General features: G+C 66.3%; 21 protein-coding genes and 1 pseudogene. 10 read left to right on the forward strand and 12 right to left on the reverse strand.

Annotated features, from left to right (window positions below; genetic code table 11):
* Positions 1-46 precede the first annotated feature (46 nt).
* Positions 47-439: a VOC family protein gene (locus AZSI13_RS05050; protein WP_109040093.1), complete on the reverse strand. Its 393-nt coding sequence runs from the start codon at positions 437-439 to the stop codon at positions 47-49.
* A 33-nt stretch (positions 440-472) separates the two neighbouring features.
* A complete protein-coding gene (locus AZSI13_RS05055) occupies positions 473-1,060 on the reverse strand; it encodes a dihydrofolate reductase family protein (protein WP_109040094.1) in 588 nt (195 codons plus the stop codon).
* 132 nt (positions 1,061-1,192) lie between these two features.
* Here AZSI13_RS05055 and AZSI13_RS05060 point away from each other — a divergent pair, with 132 nt between their 5' ends.
* The 5 genes from AZSI13_RS05060 to AZSI13_RS05080 all read left to right on the forward strand — a co-directional run bounded on the left by AZSI13_RS05060 (position 1,193) and on the right by AZSI13_RS05080 (position 8,552).
* Positions 1,193-2,572, forward strand: coding sequence for a citrate transporter (locus tag AZSI13_RS05060; RefSeq protein WP_235609677.1), 1,380 nt, complete (start codon positions 1,193-1,195; stop codon positions 2,570-2,572).
* A 304-nt stretch (positions 2,573-2,876) separates the two neighbouring features.
* Complete coding sequence (locus AZSI13_RS05065; RefSeq protein WP_165833330.1) at positions 2,877-4,445, forward strand: ATP-binding protein; 1,569 nt, start codon at positions 2,877-2,879, stop codon at positions 4,443-4,445.
* On the forward strand, positions 4,442-5,089 hold the full coding sequence (locus tag AZSI13_RS05070) for a response regulator transcription factor (protein ID WP_109040096.1): 648 nt from the start codon (positions 4,442-4,444) through the stop codon (positions 5,087-5,089). Before AZSI13_RS05065 ends, AZSI13_RS05070 begins: the two co-directional genes overlap by 4 nt.
* Positions 5,090-5,279: 190 nt before the next feature.
* Positions 5,280-6,548, forward strand: coding sequence for a putative Na+/H+ antiporter (locus tag AZSI13_RS05075; protein ID WP_109040097.1), 1,269 nt, complete (start codon positions 5,280-5,282; stop codon positions 6,546-6,548).
* Positions 6,549-6,608: 60 nt separating this feature from the next.
* On the forward strand, positions 6,609-8,552 hold the full coding sequence (locus tag AZSI13_RS05080) for a monovalent cation:proton antiporter-2 (CPA2) family protein (RefSeq protein ID WP_235609678.1): 1,944 nt from the start codon (positions 6,609-6,611) through the stop codon (positions 8,550-8,552).
* A 241-nt stretch (positions 8,553-8,793) separates the two neighbouring features.
* Here the strand turns inward: AZSI13_RS05080 and AZSI13_RS05085 are convergent, their stop codons facing one another.
* A complete protein-coding gene (locus tag AZSI13_RS05085) occupies positions 8,794-9,504 on the reverse strand; it encodes a Crp/Fnr family transcriptional regulator (protein ID WP_109040099.1) in 711 nt (236 codons plus the stop codon).
* A gap of 321 nt (positions 9,505-9,825) precedes the next feature.
* Between AZSI13_RS05085 and AZSI13_RS05090 the strand changes: the two genes are divergently transcribed.
* Together AZSI13_RS05090 and AZSI13_RS17445 are read left to right on the forward strand one after the other, a co-directional pair.
* Complete coding sequence (locus AZSI13_RS05090) at positions 9,826-10,797, forward strand: universal stress protein (RefSeq protein WP_165833332.1); 972 nt, start codon at positions 9,826-9,828, stop codon at positions 10,795-10,797.
* 133 nt (positions 10,798-10,930) lie between these two features.
* Positions 10,931-11,545 carry a hypothetical protein gene (locus AZSI13_RS17445; RefSeq protein WP_165833333.1) on the forward strand — a complete coding sequence of 205 codons (615 nt, stop codon included), beginning with the start codon at positions 10,931-10,933 and terminating at the stop codon, positions 11,543-11,545.
* 258 nt (positions 11,546-11,803) lie between these two features.
* Here the strand turns inward: AZSI13_RS17445 and AZSI13_RS05105 are convergent, their stop codons facing one another.
* Positions 11,804-12,454, reverse strand: a complete 651-nt coding sequence (locus AZSI13_RS05105) for a class II aldolase/adducin family protein (RefSeq protein WP_109040103.1) — start codon at positions 12,452-12,454, stop codon at positions 11,804-11,806.
* Complete coding sequence (gene mtnA, locus AZSI13_RS05110) at positions 12,444-13,550, reverse strand: S-methyl-5-thioribose-1-phosphate isomerase (protein WP_109040104.1); 1,107 nt, start codon at positions 13,548-13,550, stop codon at positions 12,444-12,446. The genes AZSI13_RS05105 and mtnA overlap by 11 nt, the downstream gene beginning before the upstream one ends.
* A gap of 143 nt (positions 13,551-13,693) precedes the next feature.
* Between mtnA and AZSI13_RS17700 the strand changes: the two genes are divergently transcribed.
* The 3 genes from AZSI13_RS17700 to AZSI13_RS17450 all read left to right on the forward strand — a co-directional run bounded on the left by AZSI13_RS17700 (position 13,694) and on the right by AZSI13_RS17450 (position 16,473).
* Positions 13,694-14,728, forward strand: a complete 1,035-nt coding sequence (locus tag AZSI13_RS17700; RefSeq protein ID WP_201262312.1) for a YXWGXW repeat-containing protein — start codon at positions 13,694-13,696, stop codon at positions 14,726-14,728.
* A gap of 221 nt (positions 14,729-14,949) precedes the next feature.
* On the forward strand, positions 14,950-16,116 hold the full coding sequence (locus AZSI13_RS05120) for a pyridoxal phosphate-dependent aminotransferase (RefSeq protein WP_109040105.1): 1,167 nt from the start codon (positions 14,950-14,952) through the stop codon (positions 16,114-16,116).
* Between the two features lie 180 nt (positions 16,117-16,296).
* The gene (locus tag AZSI13_RS17450) at positions 16,297-16,473 is read left to right on the forward strand and encodes a hypothetical protein (protein WP_165833335.1); all 177 of its coding nucleotides are present in this window, start codon (positions 16,297-16,299) and stop codon (positions 16,471-16,473) included.
* Positions 16,474-16,757: 284 nt separating this feature from the next.
* Here the strand turns inward: AZSI13_RS17450 and AZSI13_RS17455 are convergent, their stop codons facing one another.
* The 7 genes and pseudogenes from AZSI13_RS17455 to AZSI13_RS17915 all read right to left on the reverse strand — a co-directional run.
* Complete coding sequence (locus AZSI13_RS17455; RefSeq protein WP_165833337.1) at positions 16,758-17,486, reverse strand: hypothetical protein; 729 nt, start codon at positions 17,484-17,486, stop codon at positions 16,758-16,760.
* Positions 17,487-17,564: 78 nt separating this feature from the next.
* Positions 17,565-17,930, reverse strand: a complete 366-nt coding sequence (locus AZSI13_RS05130; RefSeq protein WP_109040106.1) for a Crp/Fnr family transcriptional regulator — start codon at positions 17,928-17,930, stop codon at positions 17,565-17,567.
* 56 nt (positions 17,931-17,986) lie between these two features.
* Entirely contained in the window at positions 17,987-19,678 is a 1,692-nt protein-coding gene (locus AZSI13_RS05135; protein ID WP_109040107.1) for a Na/Pi cotransporter family protein, read from the reverse strand.
* Positions 19,679-19,913: 235 nt separating this feature from the next.
* Positions 19,914-20,321 carry a methyl-accepting chemotaxis protein gene (locus tag AZSI13_RS18150; protein WP_369406657.1) on the reverse strand — a complete coding sequence of 136 codons (408 nt, stop codon included), beginning with the start codon at positions 20,319-20,321 and terminating at the stop codon, positions 19,914-19,916.
* 58 nt (positions 20,322-20,379) lie between these two features.
* A pseudogene (locus tag AZSI13_RS05145) lies at positions 20,380-22,005 on the reverse strand (methyl-accepting chemotaxis protein); the annotation flags it as partial.
* A 228-nt stretch (positions 22,006-22,233) separates the two neighbouring features.
* Positions 22,234-22,974, reverse strand: coding sequence for an MBG domain-containing protein (locus tag AZSI13_RS17460; protein WP_165833342.1), 741 nt, complete (start codon positions 22,972-22,974; stop codon positions 22,234-22,236).
* Positions 22,910-23,657: MBG domain-containing protein (locus tag AZSI13_RS17915; protein ID WP_268807506.1), on the reverse strand; the 748-nt coding region annotated here is incomplete at its 5' end. The genes AZSI13_RS17915 and AZSI13_RS17460, both read right to left, overlap by 65 nt.

Below are 23,657 nucleotides of genomic sequence, written 5' to 3' on the forward strand. Positions count from 1 at the left end.
TGGGCCTTTCCCGCCGTTCCCCCTGCGGCGGCCCCAGGGCAGGGGGCTAGCGGTTGATGGGGGTGCAGATTTCCACCAGGGTGCCGTCGGGGCAGCGGACAAAGGCTACGGTTTGCCCCCAGGGCACCTCTTTGGGCGGGGTCACGGCCGTGGCGCCGGCGGCCACGGCCTTGGCGTAGGCGGCGGGCACGTCATCGGTGAACAGGCCGATTTCGAAGGTGGGCACCTGGGCAGTGGCGGCGGAATGGGCCTGGTCGGCCGGCAGCAGTTCGGCGATCAGGGAATGGGCGGCAAAGGCGATGCAGGTGGCGCCGGTCTCCAGTTCGCCATAGACCGCCGTGGGGTCGAGAAAGCGCTGTTGCAGGCCGAAGGCCCGGGTGAAGAAGGCGAGGGAAGCCGGAACGTCGGCAACGTAAATGATGGTGTAGCCGAATTGCATGGCGGTCTCCTGGGGTGGGAAAGCAGGGGGAAGTCAGGGGCGGGGAAGGCTGCGGTAGGTGCTTTGCACGAAGCCGTTGGCGTAGCTGCGGGTTTCCTGGTGAGTCAGGGGGATGTCCTGGGGCGTTGGGCCGAAGAGGGGAATGCCCTGGCCGAGGAGGAGGGGAATGCGGGTGAGGGTCAGGGTGTCGATGCAGCCGGCGGCGAGAAAGCGGCGGATGGTGTCGCCGCCGTCGATGTAGAGGCGGCGATGGCCCCGTTGTCCCAGCCATGCCATCAATTCCACTGGGTCGGCGAGCTGGCTGCCGAGAGCCATGATGCTGTCAGGCAGGCCCGGTGGCAGAGGCAGGGGGTTGCGGCTCAGCACGAAGACCGGCAGGCGGCCGTAGGGCCAGGCGCCAAAGCTGAGTACCTTGTCGAAACTGTGCCGCCCCATGACGAGGCCGTCCACCGTGGCCATGAAGGCGGCGTAGCCGAAGTCTTCCTCCCCCTGCTGCCCATTGGCATTGGCGTCCTCCAGCCAGTCCAGGCCGCCGTCGGGGCGGGCGATGAAGCCATCCAGGCTGGTGGCGATGAAGACGGCGCCGCGGGCAGTGCCGGTGGGCGGGGGAGTGTCGGGCATGGGCGTCAGGCATCAAGGCGGGGAAACCCATTGTAGTCGGCCTGCCTGGGCCTGAAACCCTAAGTGTTTTCCCTACGGAAAGGGCCTAGGGGCGGGTGATAAAATCCGCCGCACAAAAATCAGGAGCAAACCATGCTGTCAACTTCCTCTCGCTTAGGGGTGCGCCCCCTGGCCCTGCTGGCCGCCGGCCTGGCTTTTCCCCTGTCGGCCCTGGCTGCCGGCCCGGTGATGGTGGGGAGCATTCCCCTGGATTTCATCCTCTTCGGCCTGACCTTGCTGGGCGTGGCCCTGTTCCACAACTACACCCTCTACGTCGGCCTCACCGGCGTGACGGTGATCAGCCTGTACAAAATTTTCATCGCCGGCTTCAAGACCGGCGTGGGCTTTGCCGGTTTTGCGGCCCACCTGGGCCATGAGTTCGTCACCCTCTCCAACCTGCTGTGCCTGCTCATGGGCTTTGCCCTGCTCTCGCGCCACTTCGAGAAAAGCCACGTGCCGGTGATCCTGCCCAAGTATCTGCCGGGGGAGTGGAAGGGCGGCTTCGTGCTGTTGGTGATGGTTTTCGTGCTGTCTTCCTTCCTCGATAACATCGCCGCCGCCCTGATCGGCGGTGCCATGGCCCACCAGCTGTTCAAGGGCAAGGTCCATGTGGGTTACCTGGCCGGCATCGTCGCCGCCTCCAATGCTGGTGGTTCCGGTTCCGTGGTGGGGGATACCACCACCACCATGATGTGGATCGCAGGCATCCCACCCCATATCGTGCTGGATGCCTATGTGGCGGCCATCGTCGCCCTGCTCATCGTTGCGTTCGTGGCTTCCAAGCAGCAGCACGCTTACTCCCCCATCATCAAGGGCGGCCACCAGCACACCAAGATCGACTGGGCCCGGGTTGGCATCGTCGGCATGATTCTGGTGTTCGCCATCAGCGCCAACGTGCTGGTGAACATCAACTTCCCGGAAGAGGCGGACCATTTCCCCTTCATCGGCGTTGCCGTGTGGCTGGCCATCCTGATTTCCACCGCCATTCGCCGGCCCGACTGGGAAGTGCTGCCGGAAACCTTCAAGGGCTCGGTCTTCCTGCTCTCCCTGGTGACCTGCGCTTCCATGATGCCGGTGGAAGAACTGCCCGGCGCCTCCTGGCAGACCGCCCTGGGCCTGGGGTTCGTCTCCGCCGTCTTCGACAATATCCCGCTGACGGCCCTGGCCCTGAAACAGGGCGGTTACGACTGGGGCTTCCTGGCCTACGCCGTGGGCTTTGGCGGCTCCATGGTGTGGTTCGGCTCCTCTGCCGGCGTGGCGCTTTCCAACATGTTCCCCGAAGCCAAGTCCGTGGGTAACTGGCTGCGCCACGGCTGGCACGTGGCCCTGGCCTATGTGGTGGGCTTCTTCGTGCTGCTGGCCGTGCTGGGCTGGCACCCCGATGCCGACCATAAGGCCCCTGCCGCCACTGTGGTTGCGCCGTCCGTTGAAACTGCTCCCACTGTTCCCGTCGCCGAGGCTGCCAAGCCCTGACGCCACTCCCGACAGCGGCCCGGGGTTCCCGGGGGCGGCTGTCGGTGCAGTCCCCAATCCGCCATGCCCGACCGCGCCATCCCGTGCGCGGCTCGGGCATGTTGTTTTTTACCCCTCCGTCATCCACCGCACGGGAAACCTGGGCCATGAGTGCCGGTCAAATGTAAGTGCAAATGCGTACGTAGCCCGGCAGACCCGCTCCCACAAGGTTTTCGGGCATCATCCGTCTATGACTTTCGCCCGGTTTTTTCGCCTTCCGCCCACCCCTGCGTTGAGCCCCGCTCGGGCCTTCTCCGTAGGGGCCGTGTACCTGGCGTTCTACCTCCTGCTGGACTGGATCAGTTTCATCCATCCCCTGCCGGCTTTCGAGGTGACGCCCTGGAATCCCCCTCCCGGGGTCAGCCTGGCCCTGCTGCTGGCCTTCGGCATGGAGTTCTGGCCCCTGTCCCTGGTCGCCGTCTGGCTGGGCAACGTGACGGTGCACGGCATGGCGGTGTGGTCCCTGGAAACCCTCCTCTTGACCCTGGTGGTGGCCGGCGGCTACGGCCTGCTGGCGGCCCTGCTGCACCGCTTCGGCGGCGCCGACTTGCGGGAGCGCGGCGGCCTGCCCCGCTTCATCGCCCAGCTGGCGGCGATGGCCCTGGTCCTCGGCGGCCTCTACCTGCTGGTGGTGACCTTCTTCCTCGAAGCGCCCCAAAGCGGTTTCGCCTATGCCCTGGTGCGCTACTGGGTGGGGGATTCCATTGGTGTGCTGGTGACTACGCCCCTGCTGCTGGCAGTGCTGCGGCCCGGCCACTGGGGCTTCATCCAGACCCGGGAATTCGCCCTCCAGGCCCTGGCCGTGGTGCTCTCCCTGGTGGTGGTCTTCGGCCTGCCGTGGACCGATGAATTCAAGTATTTCTACCTGCTCTTCCTGCCCCTGACGTGGATTTCCCTACGCCACGGCCTGGAGGGGGCGTGCCTCACCCTGGCCCTGATCCAGGTGGGCCTCATCGTCAGCGCCCAGTGGCTGGGCTATAAGGGCGGCACGGTGCAGGAGATGCAGTTCCTCATGGCTTCCCTGGCCATCACCGGCCTCACCCTGGGGGTTACCGCCAGTGCCCGCAAGGCGGCGGAATCCGAATTGCAGCGGGCCCTGCGCCTGGCCGCGGCGGGGGAAATGGCCTCGGCCCTGGCCCACGAACTCAACCAGCCCCTGACTGCCGTGGCCAACTACGCCCGGGCCGGCCAGTTGCTGCTGGAGGCCGGCCGCAGCGGCGACATTTCCGACGTGCTCGACAAGGTGGCGACGGAAGCCCGGCGGGCCGGCGCCGTGGTGCGCCGCTTGCGGGATTTCTTCAAGACTGGCCACACCCGCCGGGACCCGGTGGCCATCCTGCCCCTGGTGGTGGAAACCATCGGCGAGGTGGAGGAACGGGCACGGCGTCAGAGCTGTCGACTGGAGTACGCCATTCCCGCCGACCTGCCGCCGGTGCGGGGCGACGGGGTGCAGCTCCAGGTGGTGCTGCGCAACCTGCTGATCAACGCCCTGGATGCCGTGGCCCCCGAATCCATGGGCAGCCTGGACGAGGACCCGGAGGTGACCCTGGCGGCCCATCGGGAAGGCGACGAAGTGCTGATCCAGGTGGTGGATAACGGCCCGGGCATCCTGCCCCAGTTCCGCGACCGCCTGTTCGACCCCTTCGCCACCAGCAAGCCCCAGGGCATGGGGCTGGGCCTGGCCATCAGCCGGGCCATCGTTGAAGCCCACGGCGGACGCCTGTGGGCCGAATCGCCTTCGGCCGGAGGCAGCCGCTTCTGCCTGGCATTGCCGCTGCACCATTCCGTCCACTCTGTTTCTGTAAAACCGCTGCCTGTGAAAGGAGCCCCATGAACCTCAACCTTCCCCCCAACGCACCCACCGTCTTCGTGGTGGATGACGATGCCGCCATCCGGGATTCACTCTCCCTGCTGCTCAATCTGAAGGGATACCGGGTCCAGGCCTACGGCTCCGCCGAAGATTTCCTGGCGGCCTGCAATACCGAAGCCGCCGGCTGCCTCATCGCCGACGTGCGCCTGCCCGGCATGGATGGCCTTTCCCTCCAGTCCACCCTGACCGAGCAGGGCGTGCAACTGCCGGTGATCGTCATCTCCGCCCATGGCGACGCTTCCACTGCCCGCACCGCCTTCAAGGCCCAGGCCGTGGATTTCCTCGAGAAGCCCATCGACGACAACCAGCTCTTCAATGCCGTCAGCACCGCCCTGGCCCAGGATGCAGCGCGGCGCAAGGAAGAGGCCACCGGCGCCGAAATGCGCGACCGCCTGGAGCGCCTTTCCCGCCGCGAGCGGGAAGTCATGCGCCTGGCCGCCGCCGGCAAGTCCAACCGGGAAATCGGCGAACTGCTCGGCATCAGCCCCCGTACCGTGGAGGTCTACAAGGCCCGCATGATGGAAAAGCTGCAGGCCCGCAACCTCTCCGAACTGGTGCGCATCGTGGTGCAGTTCGACAGCCCGGAGCTGGAGGCCGTGGCTGCCTGAAAGCCGCAGCCGGTCTTTCTTTCTGGATTAGTATGGTGCCGTACGCAGACGGACGAATTTCCCTAGAGGAAAGGTGCCACTACCATGGAAAGGCTTGCAACAAGCGATCCTTTAGGTTGTAACCTCGTGCGGCCCGCTGCCGTCTCTCCGGCAGCGGGCATCTCTTTTCCGCTGTTCCCTGGATACCCCGATGTCGGCCCTCGCCCCTAGCCCCGTAGAAATCGCGGCCACGGTTCTCTTCGCCGTGGCCATCGTGCACACCTTTTCCACCAAGTATTTCGAGCATCTGGCCCATACCCAGCCCGCCCATGCGGGGCTCTGGCACTTGCTCGGCGAGGTGGAGGTGGTGTTCGGTTTCTGGGCCCTGGTACTGGTGCTGGTGATGGTGGGCCTGCAAGGGCCGACGGAGGCGATCGCCTATGTGGAATCGGGCAATTACACCGAGGCCCTGTTCGTCTTCGTCATCATGGTCATCGCCGCCAGCCGGCCCATCCTGATCACGGCCGGGGCCTGCGTCCGCATGGCAGCCCGGTTGCTGCCCCTGCCGGAAGGCGTCGCCACTTTCTTCGTCATTCTCTGCCTGGTGCCCCTGCTCGGTTCCTTCATCACCGAGCCCGCCGCCATGACCCTGGCTGCCCTGCTGCTGCGGGACCGCTACTTCAGCCAGCCCATTTCCTCCTCCCTCAAGTACGCCACCCTGGCGGTGCTCTTCGTCAATATTTCCATCGGCGGCACCCTGACTTCCTTTGCCGCCCCCCCGGTGCTGATGGTGGCCGGCAAATGGGGCTGGGATGTGGTCTTCATGATGAGCACCTTCGGCTGGAAGGCCGCCCTGGCGGTCATCGTCAATGCGGTGGCTGTCACCCTGGTCTTCCGGCGTGAGTTGGCGGCTCTGCTGCCGCCGGCTGCCGACCAGGGGGAAAAGCCCGTGCCGGCGGGTGTGGTGCTGGTGCATCTGGCCTTTCTCTGCGCCGTGGTAGTGCTGGCTCACCATCCCGCCGTCTTCCTCGGCCTGTTCCTCTTCTTCCTCGGCTTCTGCGAGGCCTACAAGCACCACCAGGACCGCCTCATCCTGCGGGAAGGCCTGCTGGTGGCCTTCTTCCTGGCCGGCCTGGTGACCCTGGGCGGCCTGCAGAAGTGGTGGCTGCAGGACGTGCTGGCGGGCATGGCGCCCACCGTGCTGTTCTTCGGCGCCACCGCCCTCACGGCCCTCACCGACAATGCGGCCCTGACCTACCTGGGCTCCCTGGTGGAGGGCGTCACCCCGGCCTTCCAGTACGCCCTGGTGGCGGGGGCCGTCACCGGCGGCGGTCTCACGGTGATCGCCAACGCCCCCAACCCGGCGGGCTTCTCCATCCTCAAAGGCACCTTCCACGAGCAGGCCATCAGCCCCATCGGCCTCCTCCTGTGTGCTTTGCCACCCACGTTGGTGGCCGTGCTGGCCTTCCAGCTTCTATAATCCGCGACAATTCAATAACAACAGGGACGGGGGGCAACGGTGACGGAGTCATTGTTCAGCGTGGTACTGCTGCTGTCCCTGGCCGTGCTTTTCGTCGTCATTGCCCGGCAGCTGCGCCTGCCCTCCCTGCTGGCCTACCTGGCCATCGGCCTCATCGTCGGCCCCTACGGCTTCGGCCTCCTGGCGGAGAGTGAGGAGGCCAGCCACTTCGCCGAGTTCGGCGTGGTCTTCCTGATGTTCTCCATCGGCCTGGAGTTCAGCCTGGCCCGGCTCAAGGCCATGCACCGCCTGGTATTCGGCCTGGGGGGCGCCCAGGTGGGGGTGACCCTGGTGGGCACCACCCTGGTCACCATCCTCTACTACGGCCAGGACTGGCGCATCGGCCTGGCCGTCGGCGCCGCCTGCGCCATGTCCTCCACCGCCATCGTCAGCAAGCTGCTCTCCGAGCGCCTGGAGCTGCATTCCCAGCCCGGGCGCCAGACCATGGCCGTGCTGCTGTTCCAGGATCTGGCGGTGGTGCCCCTGCTGATCATCATTCCCGCCCTGGCCGCCGACGCCAAGGGCATGGCCGGCGCCATTTCCATGGCCCTGGGCCAGGCTGCCCTGGCCCTCGCAGCAATGATCCTGGTGGGGCAGCGCCTGATGCGCCGCTGGTTCGACGCCGTGGCCCGGCAGAAGTCGCCGGAGCTGTTCATGCTCAGCGTGCTGTGGATTGTCGTCGGCCTTTCCGCTCTCACCGCCTGGGCCGGCCTGTCCCTGGCCCTGGGGGCCTTCATCGGTGGCATGCTGATTTCCGAGACCCTCTACCGGCACCAGGTGGAGGCCGACATCCGCCCATTCCGCGACGTGCTGCTGGGCCTCTTCTTCGTCACCATCGGCATGTTGCTGGATCTGCAGTTCGTGCTGCAGAACCTGTGGTCGGTGTTCCTCGCCCTGCTGCTGCTGGTGCTGGCCAAGGGCGGTATCGTCTTCCTCATTACCCTGGTGATGCGCAATTCACCGGAGATCGGCGCCCGTACCGCCATCCAGCTGGCCCAGGCCGGCGAATTCGGCTTCGTGCTTCTGGAAATGGCGAAGGACCAGAAACTGCTGCCCACCGATGTCTTCCAGGTGACCATGGCCGCCATGCTGCTTTCCATGTTCGTTGCGCCCCTGCTCATCGGCCAGGCCGGCCGCTGGAGCAAGCACCTGTCGCGGCGGGAATGGAGCGACCGCACCCGGCAGATCCATGAAGTGGCGGTGCACGCCATGGGCATCGAGCAGCATGTGATCCTCTGTGGCTTTGGCCGCACCGGCCAGAGCGTCGCCCGCTTCCTGGACAAGGAGAGCATTCCCTTCATCGCCCTGGATGTGGATGAAGCCCGCATCCGTCAGGCCGTGGAGGCAGGGGAGAACGTGGTGTACGGCAATGCCGACCGCCGCGAGATTCTCAAGGCCGCCGGTCTGGAGCGGGCCCGGGCCCTGGTGGTGACCTATGCGGACCTGCCAGCCACGGAAAAGGTGCTGCACATGGTCCAGGAAATGCGGCCCGACCTGCCCATCATCGTGCGGGCCCAGGACGATCTGCATCTGGAGCATCTGAAATCCCTGGGGGCCACGGAAGTCATCCCCGAGGTGCTGGAGGGCAGCCTGATGCTGGCGGCCCAGACTCTGACCCAGCTGGGCGTGCCGGTGGAACGGGCCCTGGAGCAGGTGCGGGAGGTGCGGGCCCACCGCTATTCCGCCCTGCGCGCCTTCTACCGCGGCGAAACCGACCGCCTGCAACGCCTGGCCCGGGAAAAGCTGGCCTGTGTGGTGGAGCGCCAAGCCTATGCCGTGGGCCGCAGCCTGGCGGAACTGGATCTGGCACGTTTTGATGTGACCCTGGAGGCCCTGCGCCGCCAGCGCACCCGGGACGAATCCCCGGCGCCGGAAACGCTGATCGAAGCGGAAGACGTGCTGATCCTGGTGGGGGAGGCCGCCGCCCTCTCCGCAGCCCAGCACTTCCTGCTGGACGGCCAGTAAGCGGACGGTTCGATCCGGGGTGCCTCCTGCATGTTCGCCGGAGGATGCCCGGCCCGGCCGCCTCCATCGTGATGGCCGGATGGCCCGATAGTCGATTCCACTGCAACAGGGACGATGGGTGCCGTGGCGTGCCGGGCTGCCGGTTGTCCCTGGCGCGGCCCCTTTTTTCCTTCCCTGCACCCGCCCGGCCGGAGCGTTGTCACCGTGTCGCCGACCCCGCCGGCCGTTCCGGCCTCGTCCCCTAGCGGATACCGCAATCCTCGCAGAGGTGGCCCTCGAAACGGCTCAGGTCCCCGACCTGCAGGCCGCCCCGCACCCGTTGTACCACGCCCTCTTGCAACAGCCCCCGTACCGCCCGGGAGAGATGGCCGGCGCTGCACCCCACCCGTCGCGCCAGGACCTGCATGGGCAGGGGGCCCCGGGCTGCGGCCACTTCCCGGAAAGGGGCGCGGCGGCAGGATTCGCCACAGCGCAGATAGCAGATGAGCCGCTCGGTGACGGGCAGGGAGAGAGTGTTTTCCCGTTCCCTTTCCAGGCTCCAGATGCCCGATGCCAGATGGCGGGCCAGATCCAGGCGGAACTTCGGCATGTCGTTGATCCAGCGGTCCACCAGCTCCGGGTGGATGGCCACCACTTCGGAAACGGTGATGGCCCGCACCTGGTAGCCCCCCGGCATCATGGCCGGGTGCAGGCATTCCAGGCCGAAGATATCGGATTCCGACAGCAGGCGCAGGGCACGCTCCCGGCCATCGCTGTCGGTGACCACCAGTTCCAGGCGGCCATGCTGCACGTAGTACAGGCCGTGGCAGCCCTGGTGGCTGTCCAGGCCGATACGGCCGGGTTCCCAGCGTTGGTGATGGAGGTGACGGGCGAGGGTGGCCGAGTCGGTGGTGGCCAGCGCGTCTGCCAGCAGGTCCGAGCGGACGAGCTGACCTAGATGGGTGTGCTGCATTGCTTCTCCTTATTATTTTCTGGATGGGGAATGCGCTACTGCTGCCCCAACGGCGATTGGGGAGCCATGACCCTAACATGGCCTTGGGTCGATTTGCATATCGGCAACGCCGATAGTCAGTATTTCACGGATTTTTTTTTTNGTTCGGCCCCGCCCCGGCCCGGGCAGTGCCGGACTGTCAGGGGCGCCGGCCCTGACTAGAATGGGCCTGTCGGCGTGCTTTCAGCACGTCTTTGCCGTGTTGCCACGGTGCTTCCGCCGTTTGCCCTGGCGCCGCACCGAAGCTCCCTCGGGCAACGCCTTTTCATGACCGGATTTGCCATGAACGTCCTTCGCCATCTGCTCTTCGCCACCGACTTCTCCGCCGCTGCCGACCGGGCCCTGGTCCGGGCCGCCCAGCTGGCCCGGGAGCGGGGTGCCCGCCTCAGCGTGCTGCACGTCATTCCCCAGGGGCCGCTGGCCCTGGCCCGGCGTTTTTCCCTGCAAAGCCCCGAGGTGGCCGAAGCCGAAGCCCGCCAGGGCGCCCGGCAGGAACTGGTGCGGCAGGTGGAACGTCAGTTGCGGCAGTTGCCGGGCATCGCCCCTGGGCTGACCAACAGCGCAGCGCCTGAAACCACGCCTGCCTCCAACGCCATGGCCGGCCTGCCGCCGGTGGAGCTGATCGTCGAGGTGGGCCGGCCCGGGCCGGAGATCGCCGCCACAGCGGCACGGCTGGGGGCGGATCTGATCATTCTCGGTGCCCATGGCGAGCGCTTCATCAAGGAAGTGCTGCTGGGCTCCACGGTGCACAAGGTGCTGCGCCTGGCACCCTGCCCGGTGCTGGTGGTCAAGCAGCCTGTCGCCGGCCCCTACCAGCGTCAGCTGCTGCCGACGGATTTCTCCGCCAATGCCGCCACCGCCGCCCGCATTGCCCGGGCCTTTGCCCCCGAAGCGGAGCGGGAATTCCTGCACGTCTATGAAGTGCCCTTCGAACGCCAGCTCTACTTCGCCGGCGCCCAGGACGGCACCCTGGCCTTCTACCGCCAGAAGGCCGAAGCTGATGCCCGCCAGGCCATGGCCGCCTTCGTCGACGGCTTGGGCTGGCAGCCAGCGCCGGCCACCCGCCTGCGTTATGGCTATGCGCCGGCGGAGATCGAGCGTGTGGTGCAGGATTTCGGCTTCGACCTGATCGCCCTGGCTTCCCAGGACAATTCGGAGTTGACGGCGGCCCTGCTGGGCAGCGTCAGCCTCCATGTGATCGAGGAAATCCAGTGCGACCTGCTGGTGGTGCGGGGCATGGAGTCGCCGGACTGAACGGCGGATAGCGGAATGGCCGGGCCAGGGTTGGCCCGGTTGCCTCGTCAAGGCAGCGGGGGTGGCCTATAGTGGCGGCCTGATACCTCGTACCTTGCGTGTGGGGCGACCGTGCGGCTGCGATGCCGCCCCCATGCTGCCCTTTTTCATCCTGCCGCCGTTCATGAATCTCCCCTTCAAGCCTGCCATGCCCGGCAGCGCCACCCGCTCCCACGCCGACGCCGAACCGCCACCGAACAAGGGGCCGGGTCCAGGGCTGCGTATCGCCCTGTTCCTCGGCGTGTTCTATCTCTGCGTCTGGCCGGCCCTGGCCCTCTATCTGGTTTCCCTGGCGGTGCGGGGCCTCTGTCTGCTGCCGGGGCTGGGGGAATGTGCGGCCTGGTTGAGCCTGGAATCGGCCCTGCCGGCCTGGGCCGCACGGTTGCTGGCCCTGGGGGTGATGCTCACCTTCGCCCTTTCCTTCCTGCTGCCCTTGCGTCGGGGCAGCCTGGGCTGGCTGCTGCTCTGGGTGGCCCGGGGAGTGGTGGTGCTGGCCCCAGCCGGTATCGGCCTGTGGGCGGCCAGCGTGCCCATGCCTTTCCCGGTGGCCTGGGCGGTGGGACTGATCGACCCCCGCTACCTGGGCTTTTCCCTGCGCCTGTTGGGCGCCAGCCTGGGCCTGGCCTGGTTCCTGGCACTGCCGCTGTGGTACTGGGGGGCACGGCGGGTCAAGGCGGGAAAGCGCACCAGGGCCCGGGTAAAAGGCTAGGGGCCGGGATTGAGCAGACTCGGGTTCGGGTTCGGACTTGGACTTGGACTTGGACTTGGGATCACGTTTGCGCTGGCGCTCAATCCCGGAAAATCCCGGCAAGTCCATGGCCTGCGGACGCGGTGAGCGCCTTGGGGCCAGCCGTGCCGGCGTTGCGGGGCCGGGTGGGGAGAAGGCGCGGTTGATGTTGCGAGGAGCGGCCACCGGGAGTGACCGGGCGCTGCCCGGTGCCGCCGGGCAGCGTGGCAAGTCGCCGGTTCAGGCCTGCTTGCCGTAGGTGGCGAACTTTTCCAGGGCTTCGGCCATTTCCGCTTCATTGAGCAGCACCGGGTCGCCCAGCTGACTGGCCCGCCAGAAGTGCTCGCACAGGCTTTCCAGTTCCACCCCCAGGCCCAGGGCCTCGTGCAGGTCCTTGGCGCAGACGATCATGCCGTGGTTGGCCAGCAGGCAGCCCTTGCGCCCGTCCAGGGCGGCCAGGGCGGTGTCGGAGAGGGCCTGGGTGCCGAAGGTGGCGTAGCCGGCGCAGCGCACCGTGTCGCCGCCGAAGCGGGCGATCATGTAGTGGAAGGGGGGGATGTCCCGGCGCAGGCAGGCCAGGGAGGTGGCGAAGGGGGAGTGGGCGTGCAGCACCGCCCCCGTTTCCGGCCGGGCGACGTAAATGTCCCGGTGGATGCGCCATTCGGAGGAGGGCAGGCGGCGCCCTACAGGGCTGCCGTCCGCCAGTTTGACGAAGGGGATGTCTTCCGCCTGCAGGCTGTCGTAGCTCATGCCGGTGGGGGTGACGTAGAAGCCGTCCACCCCGTCCAGCTTGGCCCGCAGGCTGAGATTGCCGGCGGTGCCCCGGTTGAGGCCCTCGGCGGTCATGCGGTGGGCGGCGGTGATGAGGCTCTGGCGCGGATCAGCGGGCATGGTCCTGTTCTTCCGGGTAAAGGCCGAAGAGGCCGTCGGTACTGGCCGGGCAGTGGCCCCGCTCGGTGATCAGGGCGGTGACGAGGCGGGCCGGAGTGACGTCGAAGGCCGGGTTGGCCACGGCCTCGGCGGCGGCGATCTGGCGGATGTGGCCGGGGCTGCCGGCGGCATCCAGGCCGTGCACCAGGCGCAGTTCGTCGCCTTCCCGTTCCTCGATGGGAATGGCGGCGCCGCTGGGGCAGGCGAAATCCACGGTGGAGCGCGGCGCGGCAACGTAGAAGGGCACGTCGGCCACCCGGGCGGCCAGGGCCTTGAGGTAGGTGCCTACCTTGTTGGCCACGTCGCCGTTGGCGGCGATGCGGTCGGCGCCGACGATCACCGCATCCACCTCGCCCCGGGCCAGCAGCAGGCCGGCGGCATTGTCGGCGATGAGGGTGTGGGGCACGCCCTTCTGGGCCAGTTCCCAGGCGGTCAGCAGGCCCTGGTTGCGGGGGCGGGTTTCGGAAACCCAGACATGCACCGGCAGGCCGGCCTCGAAGGCGGCGTAGACCGGCGCCAGGGCGGTGCCGTGTTCCACCGTGGCCAGCCAGCCGGCATTGCAGTGGGTCATGATTTCCAGGCGCCCCGTCTTTTCCGCCAAGGGGCGGAACAGAGTCAGGCCGTGCTGGCCGATGCGGCGGTTCTGTTCCGCATCCTCGTCGGCAATGGCGGCGGCCTCGGTCCAGGCGGCTTCGGCGCGGTCTTCCGGCGGCAGGATCTGCAGCAGGGTCTTCATGCGGGCCAGGGCCCAGTGCAGATTGACGGCGGTGGGCCGGGTGGCGCCCAGGGTGGCGATGGCCTGGAGCAGGGCGGCATCGCTGCCGTCCCGGGTCAGGGCCAGGGCCACGCCGTAGGCGGCGGTGGCGCCGATGAGGGGCGCGCCCCGCACCTGCATGGCGCGGATGGCGTGGGCCGCCTCTTCCAGGGTGGTCAGGCGCAGGGTGCGGAAATGGTGGGGCAGGGCCGTCTGGTCGATGATCTCCACGGCGTGGCTGCCGGGCACGGGCCAGAGGGTGCGGCTGGGAAGGCCGGAATGGGGGGGGCGTGCGGTCGTCATGGGAGGGATTCTAGGCCAAGGTCGGCGGCAGGGGGAGGCGCGGAGCGGCAATTGCAACAATTCGTAAGCCCGGCCCGGGCCGGTCGGCTGGCAGGCCGGGCGGCGCGTTACTACGCTTACCACGCCCAACTAAAGGCTCCATCATGCAACGCTCTCTCTGGACCACCCTGCTACTCACTGGCCTGGCCGGCCTCTACGGCTGTGCCGCAGAACCGGTGAGCCGTCCCTACGGTGGCCCTGGCCCCCGCACCCAGCCGTATAGCCAACCCTATGGTCAGCCCTACAGCCAGCCGTATAACCAGCCTTATTACGGCGACCCGGTGCCCATGGCGCCGCCGCCCCCCGTGGTGGAAGTCATGGGGGTGGCGCCGATGGCCGGATACATCTGGATCGGCGGCTACTGGAATTGGGGCGGCGCGCGTTACGTCTGGGTGCCGGGCCGCTGGGCACCGCCCCGTCCTGGCTACGTTTGGGTGCCCCATCGCTGGGAACCCATGGGCAACCATTGGGTGCACCGGGGCGGCGAATGGAGCCATGGGCCCGACGCCGGCCCGCCCCGGGGCGGCCCTCGCCCCGGTCCTCGGCCCATGTCGGCGCCAGCCCCGATGCCGGCTCCCGCCGCGCCGGTGCAGGTCCAGGCCCCCCGACCTATGGGGCCTTTGCCCACGGCCATTGCCCAGATGGAAAACAACCGTGCCGCCATTCTCGAAGGCCGGGGCCAGGCCTGGCCCCGGGATGGCGAGCGGCGGGGCTGGAATGATGGTCGCCCCGATAACCCCGGGGCGGGGCGCCCTGAGGTTCGCCCCGAGTCGCGCCCAGACCCGCACCCAGACCCGCGCCCCGGCTTTGGTGCGCCTCCCAGCCAGGATTCTCGCCCGGGCTTTCGTGTCGATAACCGTCCCGAAGTCCGCCCCAATGGGGATGGCCGGGTCAACGAGAGTCGTCCCCTCGGCGGCTTCTCCCGGGGCGCGGTGGTCAATCGGGAAAGCCTGAACACCCGCGCTCCGGGAGATGTCACCGAGCAGGAGGCCCGGGCCATCCAGGAACAACGCCAGGGGCGTCGTCAAGGTTGGCGTGGCCCGGAGGGCGGCTTCGGCACGGCCCAGGGCGCCGGTGCCAATCCGGCCGGCGGCAACGGCCCGGGGCCGGATCGCCGGCCTGGCCCCTGGGGGCGCTGACAAAGGCAGCGGCTACGCGCAGCAACGGCATGGCTTGACCATTCCCAGGCCGCGGGGGCCATAGCAGCCCCCGCGGCCTTCTTTCTGCAGCGCCCAACCGGCCCCGTCGGCGTGGCTCGGCAACCCCATCGACAACCCCTTGGAGCAGGGAAAAGGGGGTGGGGCGAGGTGTTAAGATGGCGCCTTTCCGTGATTCTGGCCCCGGCCGCTGCTGAATTCCCATGCCCCACACCCCCTTCACTCCCGATTCCAAGCTGCCCTGGGTGGGCACCACCATCTTCACCGTGATGAGCAAGCTGGCCGCCGAATGTGGTGCCATCAACCTCTCCCAGGGCTTCCCCGATTTCCAGGCCGACCGCAGCCTGTTCGACGCCGTGCACCAGGCCATGCTCGACGGGCGCAACCAGTACGCCCCCATGACCGGCCTGCCGGAACTGCGCCAGGCCATCGCCGCCAAGGTCAAAGCCCTCTACGGCACCGCCTACGATGCCGAGAGCGAGATCACCGTCACCGCCGGCGCCACCCAGGCCCTGTTCACCGCCATTGCCGCCTTTGCCGGGACGGGCGACGAGGTCATCGTCTTCGCTCCGGTCTATGACTCCTACGTCCCCGCCATCGAAGCCGTGGGCGCCAAGGCCGTCTACGCCACCCTCAAGTACCCCGACTACAAGCCGGACTGGAACGAGGTGAAAAGCCTGATCACGGCCCGCACCCGCCTGATCATCGTCAACACCCCCCACAACCCCACCGGCAGCCTGCTGGACGCATCCGACCTGGAAGCCCTGGCGGAACTGACCCGCAACACCAACATCGTGGTGCTGGGGGACGAGGTGTACGAGCACATCTGCTTCGAGGGCGAGCACCAGTCCCTGGCCCGCCACCCGGAGCTGGCTGCCCGCAGCCTGATCGTCTCCAGCTTCGGCAAGACCTACCACATCACCGGCTGGAAAATCGGCTACTGCTACGGCGCCGCGGCGCTGATGGCCGAGTTCCGCAAGGTGCACCAGTTCAACGTCTTCTGCGTCAATGCCCCTGCCCAGGTGGGCCTGGCCGCCTTCATGGCCGACCACTCCCGGCACCTGCAACTGGCCGAGTTCTACCGGCAGAAGCGGGACTTCTTCCGCCAGCAGCTGGCCGGCACCCCCTTCGAGCTGCTGCCCTGCCGCGGCACCTACTTCCAGCTGGCTCGCTACGATGCCCTGCCTGGCCCCGCTGCCGATCTGCCCGACACCGAGTTCGCCCAGTGGCTGACCCGGGAAGTGGGGGTGGCCGTGATTCCCGTCTCCGTCTTCTACCCGGACGGCCGGGACGACAAGGTGGTGCGCTTCTGCTTCGCCAAGCAGGAATCCACCCTGGCCGCCGCCGGCGAAAAACTGCGCGGGCTCTGAAACGGGCGCGCCCCGGGCCTCCATCGGCAAGCCGGCGGCAGCGCCAGGCCCCAAAGAAAAAGCGCGGCAATCGCCGCGCTTTTTTCATGGCCGGGGAATTTTCCGCCGCCCCGGCGGTCTTTGCAGCGGGCCGGCGCGACAGCTGGCGTTTCGATTAACCGCAACATCAGGAGCATCCCCATGCGGGTACAGGAAAATCCGGCCGACATCGGCCGCTGCGGCTGCGGCCGCCGCGAATACTGCGACGGCAGCCACGGCCTGAGCGAAGCCCAATGGCAGGAACTGCGGGCCAAGGAACTGGCGGAAGAAGCGATCTGGAACCGGGCCGCCGGCAAGGCGGAACACTCCGGCAAGTGATTCCGTAATCCGCCTGGCCTGGGAGCCAGGTGGGACGCCATTCTTCGGGTGGTGTGCTTGGAGAGTGGCGTGGATTGGACGCCTCGGTGAGGCAATTAAAAAGGGCACGGTGACGTGCCCTTTTGCTATACGCGACTGCAGATACAAACCACAGATGCTAGGGTTTTTTCCCACCTGAACTAGGCGGCTTCGGTGTCGGCGCTGGCCGGACGCAGTCAACGCTGTCTTTCACTAGGCGCATTGGAGGCGGTGGTGGAGGTGGCGGTGGGGATGTGGGTTTATTGTCATTTGCCATCCTTCTTACCTCCGGACTGATTAGGCGTTGGTGGTGGTGGAACAACTTCAACTCCCTCCCTGATTTGCCGCATTGGAGGTGGAGGAGGGGGCGGTGGTGGGGCGGGCTTAGAAGGAGTGTTTGCCATGTTACCTCCGTTGATAGTAACTGGGGAGATTATGGATACTTCAGTTGCTTTATTAATTTTTGATTTGTCAAGTCCGCCGAGATAAAACGCAATAAATGCCAAAAATGCTACTGCAGCTGTAGTAATCAAAGCCCCACTGGTTTTGTGAAGATATATTGAGCGACGGTCGTTGCATTTAGTGTTCTCAGAAGATGCTTGTACATAGTAATTCATCAAGTAGTCAGAAAAGTGCTCTGCTGCCAGTTGTTCTCCATTTTCATATTGTGCGTACGTCTTCTTTAATGTTTCTCTATAGAGTTCTGTTTCTATTGCCGCAGGAACAAAAGAGTAGGTGTTGTTGTACCAAGATCGAATAAAGAAAAATGTAGCGAATGCTAATGCTGTGGTAGCAAGTCCCAGTAACAGTAAAAACACTATGGCGGCTGTTGAAAAACCTAGGTGCTCATAGTTTTGAAGCATGAAGGCGAGAACGCCAACAAAAGAAACGATGAGGGTCAGAGGAGTCTGCAACCGCGCGTTTAATTTTTCACGAGCATCGATTTCATGAAAATACAGTTTTTCATAAAGAGTAATTGCATCCTTTTTATCCATAGCGGTGACGAAGGTCTCAGGAACTCTTAATTGGTGTGAGATCGATACTCTAAACAAAAAATTTAACTCAGAGTCATATTACTCTTGACTCAGCAACTGATTCGTCGCCCGCAGCCGGTGGGCCATGATGCGCATGACTTCGGTAGCGAAGTGGGGCGTTTGGGCGATGAGGCGGTGGAAGCGCTTTTCGTCGATGGCGGCGAAGGTGCAGTCGCTGACGGCCAGCACGCTGGCAGAGTGGGGCACGTGTTCCACCAGGGACATTTCTCCCAGGATGGCGCCGGCTTCCACTTCTTCCACTGCCCGTTCACCCACCAGCACCCGGGCGTGGCCATCGAGGAGGACGTAGAGGGCGTCGCCGGGGTCGCCGGTGCGGAACAGGAACTGGCCGGCAGGGATGCGGCGTTGGTCGGCTTCGTGGCGGAAGAGGTCGGCAAACAGCATGGGGTGGCTCCTGTTGGTGTTGTTGTCGGGCGTTTATTCGCGCCTTTTTGATGGGGCTAGTCGTCGGATTCCGACAGCAGGTTAGGTTCCCGCAATTCCGGCAGGGAGGCAAGCCGCTGGCTCGCCTTGTGGCCTTGGGCCACGGCCCGGCGCACATCGCTGAGACAGGCCAGCCAGTCGTACATGGCATTGACGTCGGCCCCGGCGGTGCCGGCGTTGAGCAGCCGCGCCTTGGTGGCCTGGTAGATGTCTTCAAAACCGTTGCGGGCTTCGTCGGCGCGCAGGGCGATGCTGTCCGGCGCTTCGCCGGTTTCCGGGTCGGCGGCGATGAAGAAATCCCGGGCGGCGGCGAATACCGGCGCGGTGCTTTCCCGCAGGTCCGCCAGTTCGCCGCTGTGGGCGCTGGCCAGGGCCCGGGGGCCGGCCTGCCCGGCCAGGGCCACGTGGTACATGACCCGCGCCAGGGTGTCGTAGTAGGTGGCGATGCGCAGCAGTTCCGGCAACTGGCCGGCCACATCCCGGTGCATGGGGCGGCGGCTGATTTCGCTGACGAACTTGCCGATCTCTGCCTGCAGGCGCTCCACTACCTCCAAGCGGCGGGTGTATTGCACCGTGTCCGGCGTTTCCTGCCGCTCCACCTGGCGGCAGGCCTGCTCGGCCAGTTGGGTGGCCAGGCGGCCGACCCGTGCCAGCTCCCGGCGCAGGGCCTGGAGCGCCAGGGGCGGCACGCTGGCGACGTTGCGGTCCAGGTAGCGAGGCTGGGCGGCGTTGTCGTCGGTGGAGACGAAACGGCTGAGGAGGAAGGGCACCAGCTGCCGCGACAGCAGGGCCATCAGCAGCACCCCCAGGGCGTTGAACAGGGTGTGGAAAATGACCAGCTGGGTGACCAGGTCGTTGCCGCCGTTGAGCCCCTCGTCAATCTCCCGCACCAGCCACAGCAGGGGTAGCAGGAGCAGGGTGGCGACGACAGCGGTGACGACGTTGAACAGCACGTGGGCCGCTGCCAGGCGCTTGGCGTTGGCCGTGGCGCCGATGGCGGCGAGGATGCCGGTGAGGGTGGTGCCGACGTTGGCGCCGATGATCATGGCCGCCCCCACGGTGATGGAGAACATGCCGCCGGCCACCGCCGTCAGCACCAGGGTGAGGGTGGCGGAAGAGGCTTGCAGCACGATGGTCAGGACAATGCCGATGAGGATGGCCAGGGCCAGGCCCCCGGGGTCGCTGCCGAGGGGCGGCAGGGCATCGGGGCCGAGGCCGGCAAAGCCGTTCTTCAGCAGTTCAATGCCGAGGAAGAGCAGGCCGAAGCCGGCCAGGCTGGTGCCCAGGCCGCTGCGCCGGGTGCCTTCCCCCGTCAGCTTGAGGGCCATGCCGATGCCGATGAAGGGCAGGGCGAAGGCGTCGATGGGCATCTTGAAGCCGATCCAGGCCACCAGCCAGCCAGTGACGGAGGAACCCAGGTTGGAGCCGAAGACCACCCACAGGGCAGCGGCAAAGCTGAGCAGGCCGGCATTGACGAAGCCGATGGCAGCCACGGTCATGGCGGTGGAGGATTGCATCAGGGCGGTGAGGCCGATGCCGGTGATGAGGCCGTGCAGGCGGGTGCGGGTCCAGGCCGCCAGGATGCGTTCCAGGGCCCGGCCGGCGGCCAGCTTGAGGCCGTCGGTGAGCATGGTCATGCCCAGTAGGAAGAGGCCTATACCACCCAGCAGGGCGGTGAGCAGGGCCAGGGGGGATGCGGCAGCGGTCATGGGGCGGCGAACTCCGTCGGCAGCGGATGGGGCGGCGGCGGGGCATGGCTTCCCGGGTGGGAAGACAACCTTTCCCAGAGGGAAAGAAGCACTGCCTGGCGGCGGCGCCGTACCCGTGCCGGGAACAGCCTGCACTGTACGGAAAATTGGGGCGAAAGTCCGAGTCGGGGGAGGGCCTTCCGGTGATTTCCGGACGGCGGGCGGGGCTGGCTGCAGCCCCGCCGGGAGGATGTGGCTAGTGGGTGCGGAAGTGGGAAACCTTCTGCTTCAGGCCGTCTGCCAGCAGCTTCAGGTTTTCTGCGTAGTCGGCGGAATCCTGGGCCATGCGGTGGTTTTCGTCGGCCATGGTGGCGATCTTTTCCACATTGGTGGCGATGTCGGCCGAAGCGCTGGTCTGCTCTTCCAGGGCGGCGGAAATGTCGGCCACTGCATCGGCCACCCGGTCGGCGCTATGGCGGATGTCGGCGATGCTGCTGCCGGCCTGGCCGGCGAAGGTGACGCCTTCTTCCACATGCTGCACACCGGTTTCCATGCTGGCCACGGCTTCCGTGGTGCCGTGCAGGATGCGGCCGATCATTTCCTCGATCTCCCGGGTGGAGAGGGAGGTGCGTTCGGCCAGCTTGCGCACTTCGTCGGCCACCACGGCGAAGCCCCGTCCGGCCTCGCCGGCCCGGGCCGCCTCGATGGCNGTTCAGGGCCAGCAAGTTGGTCTGATCGGCAATTTCCTTGATCACATTGACGATGGCGGAAATGGCCTGGGATTCCTGGCCCAGCTGGGCCACGGCACCGGAGGCATTGCGCACCGTGTCGGCGATGCGGGTCATGCTGCTGACGGCCTGTTGGATAACGGTGGCGCCGGTGTTGGAGATCTCGCCGGAGGTCTGGGAAACATCCTTGGCGGCCAGGGCGTTTTCCGCCACGTGGCCGATGCTGGCGTTCATCTCCTCGATGCTGGCGGCCATGGTGGTGGCGGCGATGCTCTGTTCGTTGGATTGCAGGGCGACGCGGCAGGAAGTCTCGCTCAGATGCACGGCGGATTCCACCAGCTGGTCGGCGGCTGTCTGAATGCTGCCGATGGCCTCGGTCATGCCCTGGGCCATGGTCTGGGTGGCGCGTAGCAGGCGGCCCACTTCATCCTGGCCGCGCTGGTGAATGTGCACCGTGAGGTTGCCGTCGGCAATCTGCTGCATGGCGGCCACGGCCTCGGCCAGGGGCCGGCTGACCCAGTAGCGGGAGCTGAAGAAAACCACCACCAGGACGATCAGCACCAGCACGATGGCGGCAGCCACCAGGCGGTTGCGCACGGCGGCGGCTTCCTCGCTCAGTTCATCCCGGTAGGTGCTGGAGGCGACCACCCAGTTCCACTGGGGAAAGTGGGCAAAGACGGCGATCTTGTCCCGGGGCTTGGTTTCGCCCAGGGAGGCGTTGAGGAACTGGTAGTCAATGGTGCCGTTCTTCTTCTCCACCATTTCGGCGACGAAGGCCAGGCCGTTGGCATCCTTGGCGTCCAGCAGGTTTTTGCCTTCCTGGGCCGGGTGGATGGTCAGGGTGCCTTTGTCCTTACCTGCATCGATGGCGAAGATGTAGCCGGTGCGGCCGAATTTGACGCTGCGGATGCGTTCCTTCAGCGCTTCCAGTTCGGTGGTGAAGTCCAGGCCGATGAAAAGCACGGCCACGACCCGGCCCGATTTGTCCTTCTGGGGCAGGTAGCGAGTCATGTAGTCCCGGCCAAAGAGCCGGGCCTTGCCGGTGAACGCCTCGCCCTGGAGCAGGCGATCGTGGGCCGGGTGGGCCGGGTCCAGGCGGGTGCCGATGGCGCGCTCGCCGTTTTCCTTCTTCAGGGAGGTGGTGACCCGCACGAACCCCTCGCCCTGGCGGGCAAAGAGGGTGGCCACGGCCTGGGTGGTGGCGGTGTAGGCATCCACCACTTCGAAATGGCGATTGAGGGTCTGGCCGCCGGACTTCAGGGTCGGCGTGGCGACGCCGCCGATATCGATACTGCTGCCTTCATCTAGGCTGAAACCGGCGGGGAACTGGGCCTGCAGCACGTTGCCCAGCTTCTCCGCATTCTTTTCCATGGCCGTGCCATAGGCTGTCAGCATGTCCAGGGCCTGCTGGTTGGCCAGGCGTACGCTGGCCAGGCTCTTCTCTTCCAGCACATGGCCCAGCCACAGGGTCAGGGAGGTGATGGCGACGATGAACAGCCCCACCATGGCCAGGGATTGCACCACATTGAGCTTGGCGGCGATGGGCCAGTCGCGGAAAGAATGGGTGGTGGACATAGGATCTCGGTGGCGGCAGGTGGAGGGCACGCTGGCCTCAGCCATCCAGCAACCCTATAGAGGGTGTGGATACTACGTAGTATTGCTGGATATATAAAAGGCATTTATCACGCTTTTATTCCATGGGATTGTGCTAGCCGGCCGGGAATACGGCGTCGAATTTTCCCGCAACGCGCCAGGTTTTGTGGTGAACGTAAAAAAGGCGCGGCAAGAGCCGCGCCTTTTTTGGGAGCCATTTTCAATCAGGTTGCTTATGCCTGGGGCCTGGCCACCTCAGCGTGGCAAGGCGATGAAATCCCGGCCCACCGCCAGATAGGGAATAAGGCTCATGGGCGCCTGGGCGAACTGGGGAATGGCCGGTACCACCGGCAGTTGGGGCAAGCTGGGGCCCTTATCCTCCTCCCGGGTAACCCGGTGCAACTGCCCGCCCCCGGGCACTGCGGTATTGCTGGCGCTGGCCACCGCAGGTGGGTTGCGCAGGGTCAGGCTGCCGTCGACATAGGCGATGTCGTAGTTGTCGCTGGCGAACCCGCTCGGGGTCAGCACATAGCTGCCGGCCTTGCGGGCCCCCTGGCTGGAGCCGCCATAGCTCAGGCTGCCGGACAGATCGTTTGCATCATCCCCATTGAGGAAACCGGCAAAGCTCACCCCCATGCCCCCCTGCCAGGGGCGGGAGCCGACCCAGCCCCGACCGTCCAGGGCCGTGACCGTCAGCAGCGCCTTGGTGATGGAGAGGGTCCCATCCTGGTAAGTGATGGCGTAGTTGTCCGCCTTGCCCTGGGCAAACGCCACGCTGGAGGGCGTCAGGGCGAATTGCCGGCCGGCCCCGGCAGTGACCTCGGCCGCGGAAGACAAATGCGCCTCACCGAGGCTGTCCCCCTGGGCCAGGGAACCCCCGGCTACCACCACCTGACCAGCCAGCGGATTGGCCGCCCCATAGCTCCGGCTCCTATCCGCCGCCTTCACCACCAGGGAGCGGGGCGTGATGCTCAACTGGCCGCCGTGATAGGTCATNAGCATAGGTGCCCACATCCACCGCCCCCTGGGCATTGCCGCTATAGCTGGGCTGGCCGCTCAGCACGCTGCTGTTCTCCCCGTTCACGAAGCCGGCGAACTGCAAGGCCGAAAGCCCGCTCGGGCCGCTCCAGACCTGGCCATCGTAGACCTTGCTGGCATTGCTGGCAGTAACGGTGAGGGGCGCCTTGGCCACATTCAGGGCGCCATTGACGTAGGTGATGGCGTAGTTGCTGGAGGTTAGACCGCTCGGTGCGATGGCGTAGCTGCCGGCATTAACCGCACCGAAGGCATTGCCGCCGTAGGTAAGAGCACCGCCGAGGACGCTGGCGTTCTCGCCGAGGACAAAGCCGCTGTAGCTGACGCCGGACAGGCCGTTCCAGGCCAGGCCGTCGTAGGTCTTGGCGGCGTTGCTGGCGGTGACCAGCAGGGGGGCTTTGGTCACCGTCAGGGTGCCATCCTGGTAGGTGATGGCGTAGTTGCTGGCTTGGCCACTGCTGAAGGCGACGTTGCTGCCCACCAGTTGATAGCTCTGACCGGCCTGGGCGTTGAGGGGTGCGCTGCTGCTCAGGCTGGCGGTGCCCAGGGTATCGCCATTGACCAGGCTGCCGCTGCTCAGGGTGAGGAAGCCGGTGGTGGGGTTGGCCTGGCCGTAGCTGCGGCTCTGGTTGCCCGCCTGGAGG

Source organism: Azospira sp. I13 (assembly GCF_003112695.1).
Classification (GTDB): domain Bacteria; phylum Pseudomonadota; class Gammaproteobacteria; order Burkholderiales; family Rhodocyclaceae; genus Azospira.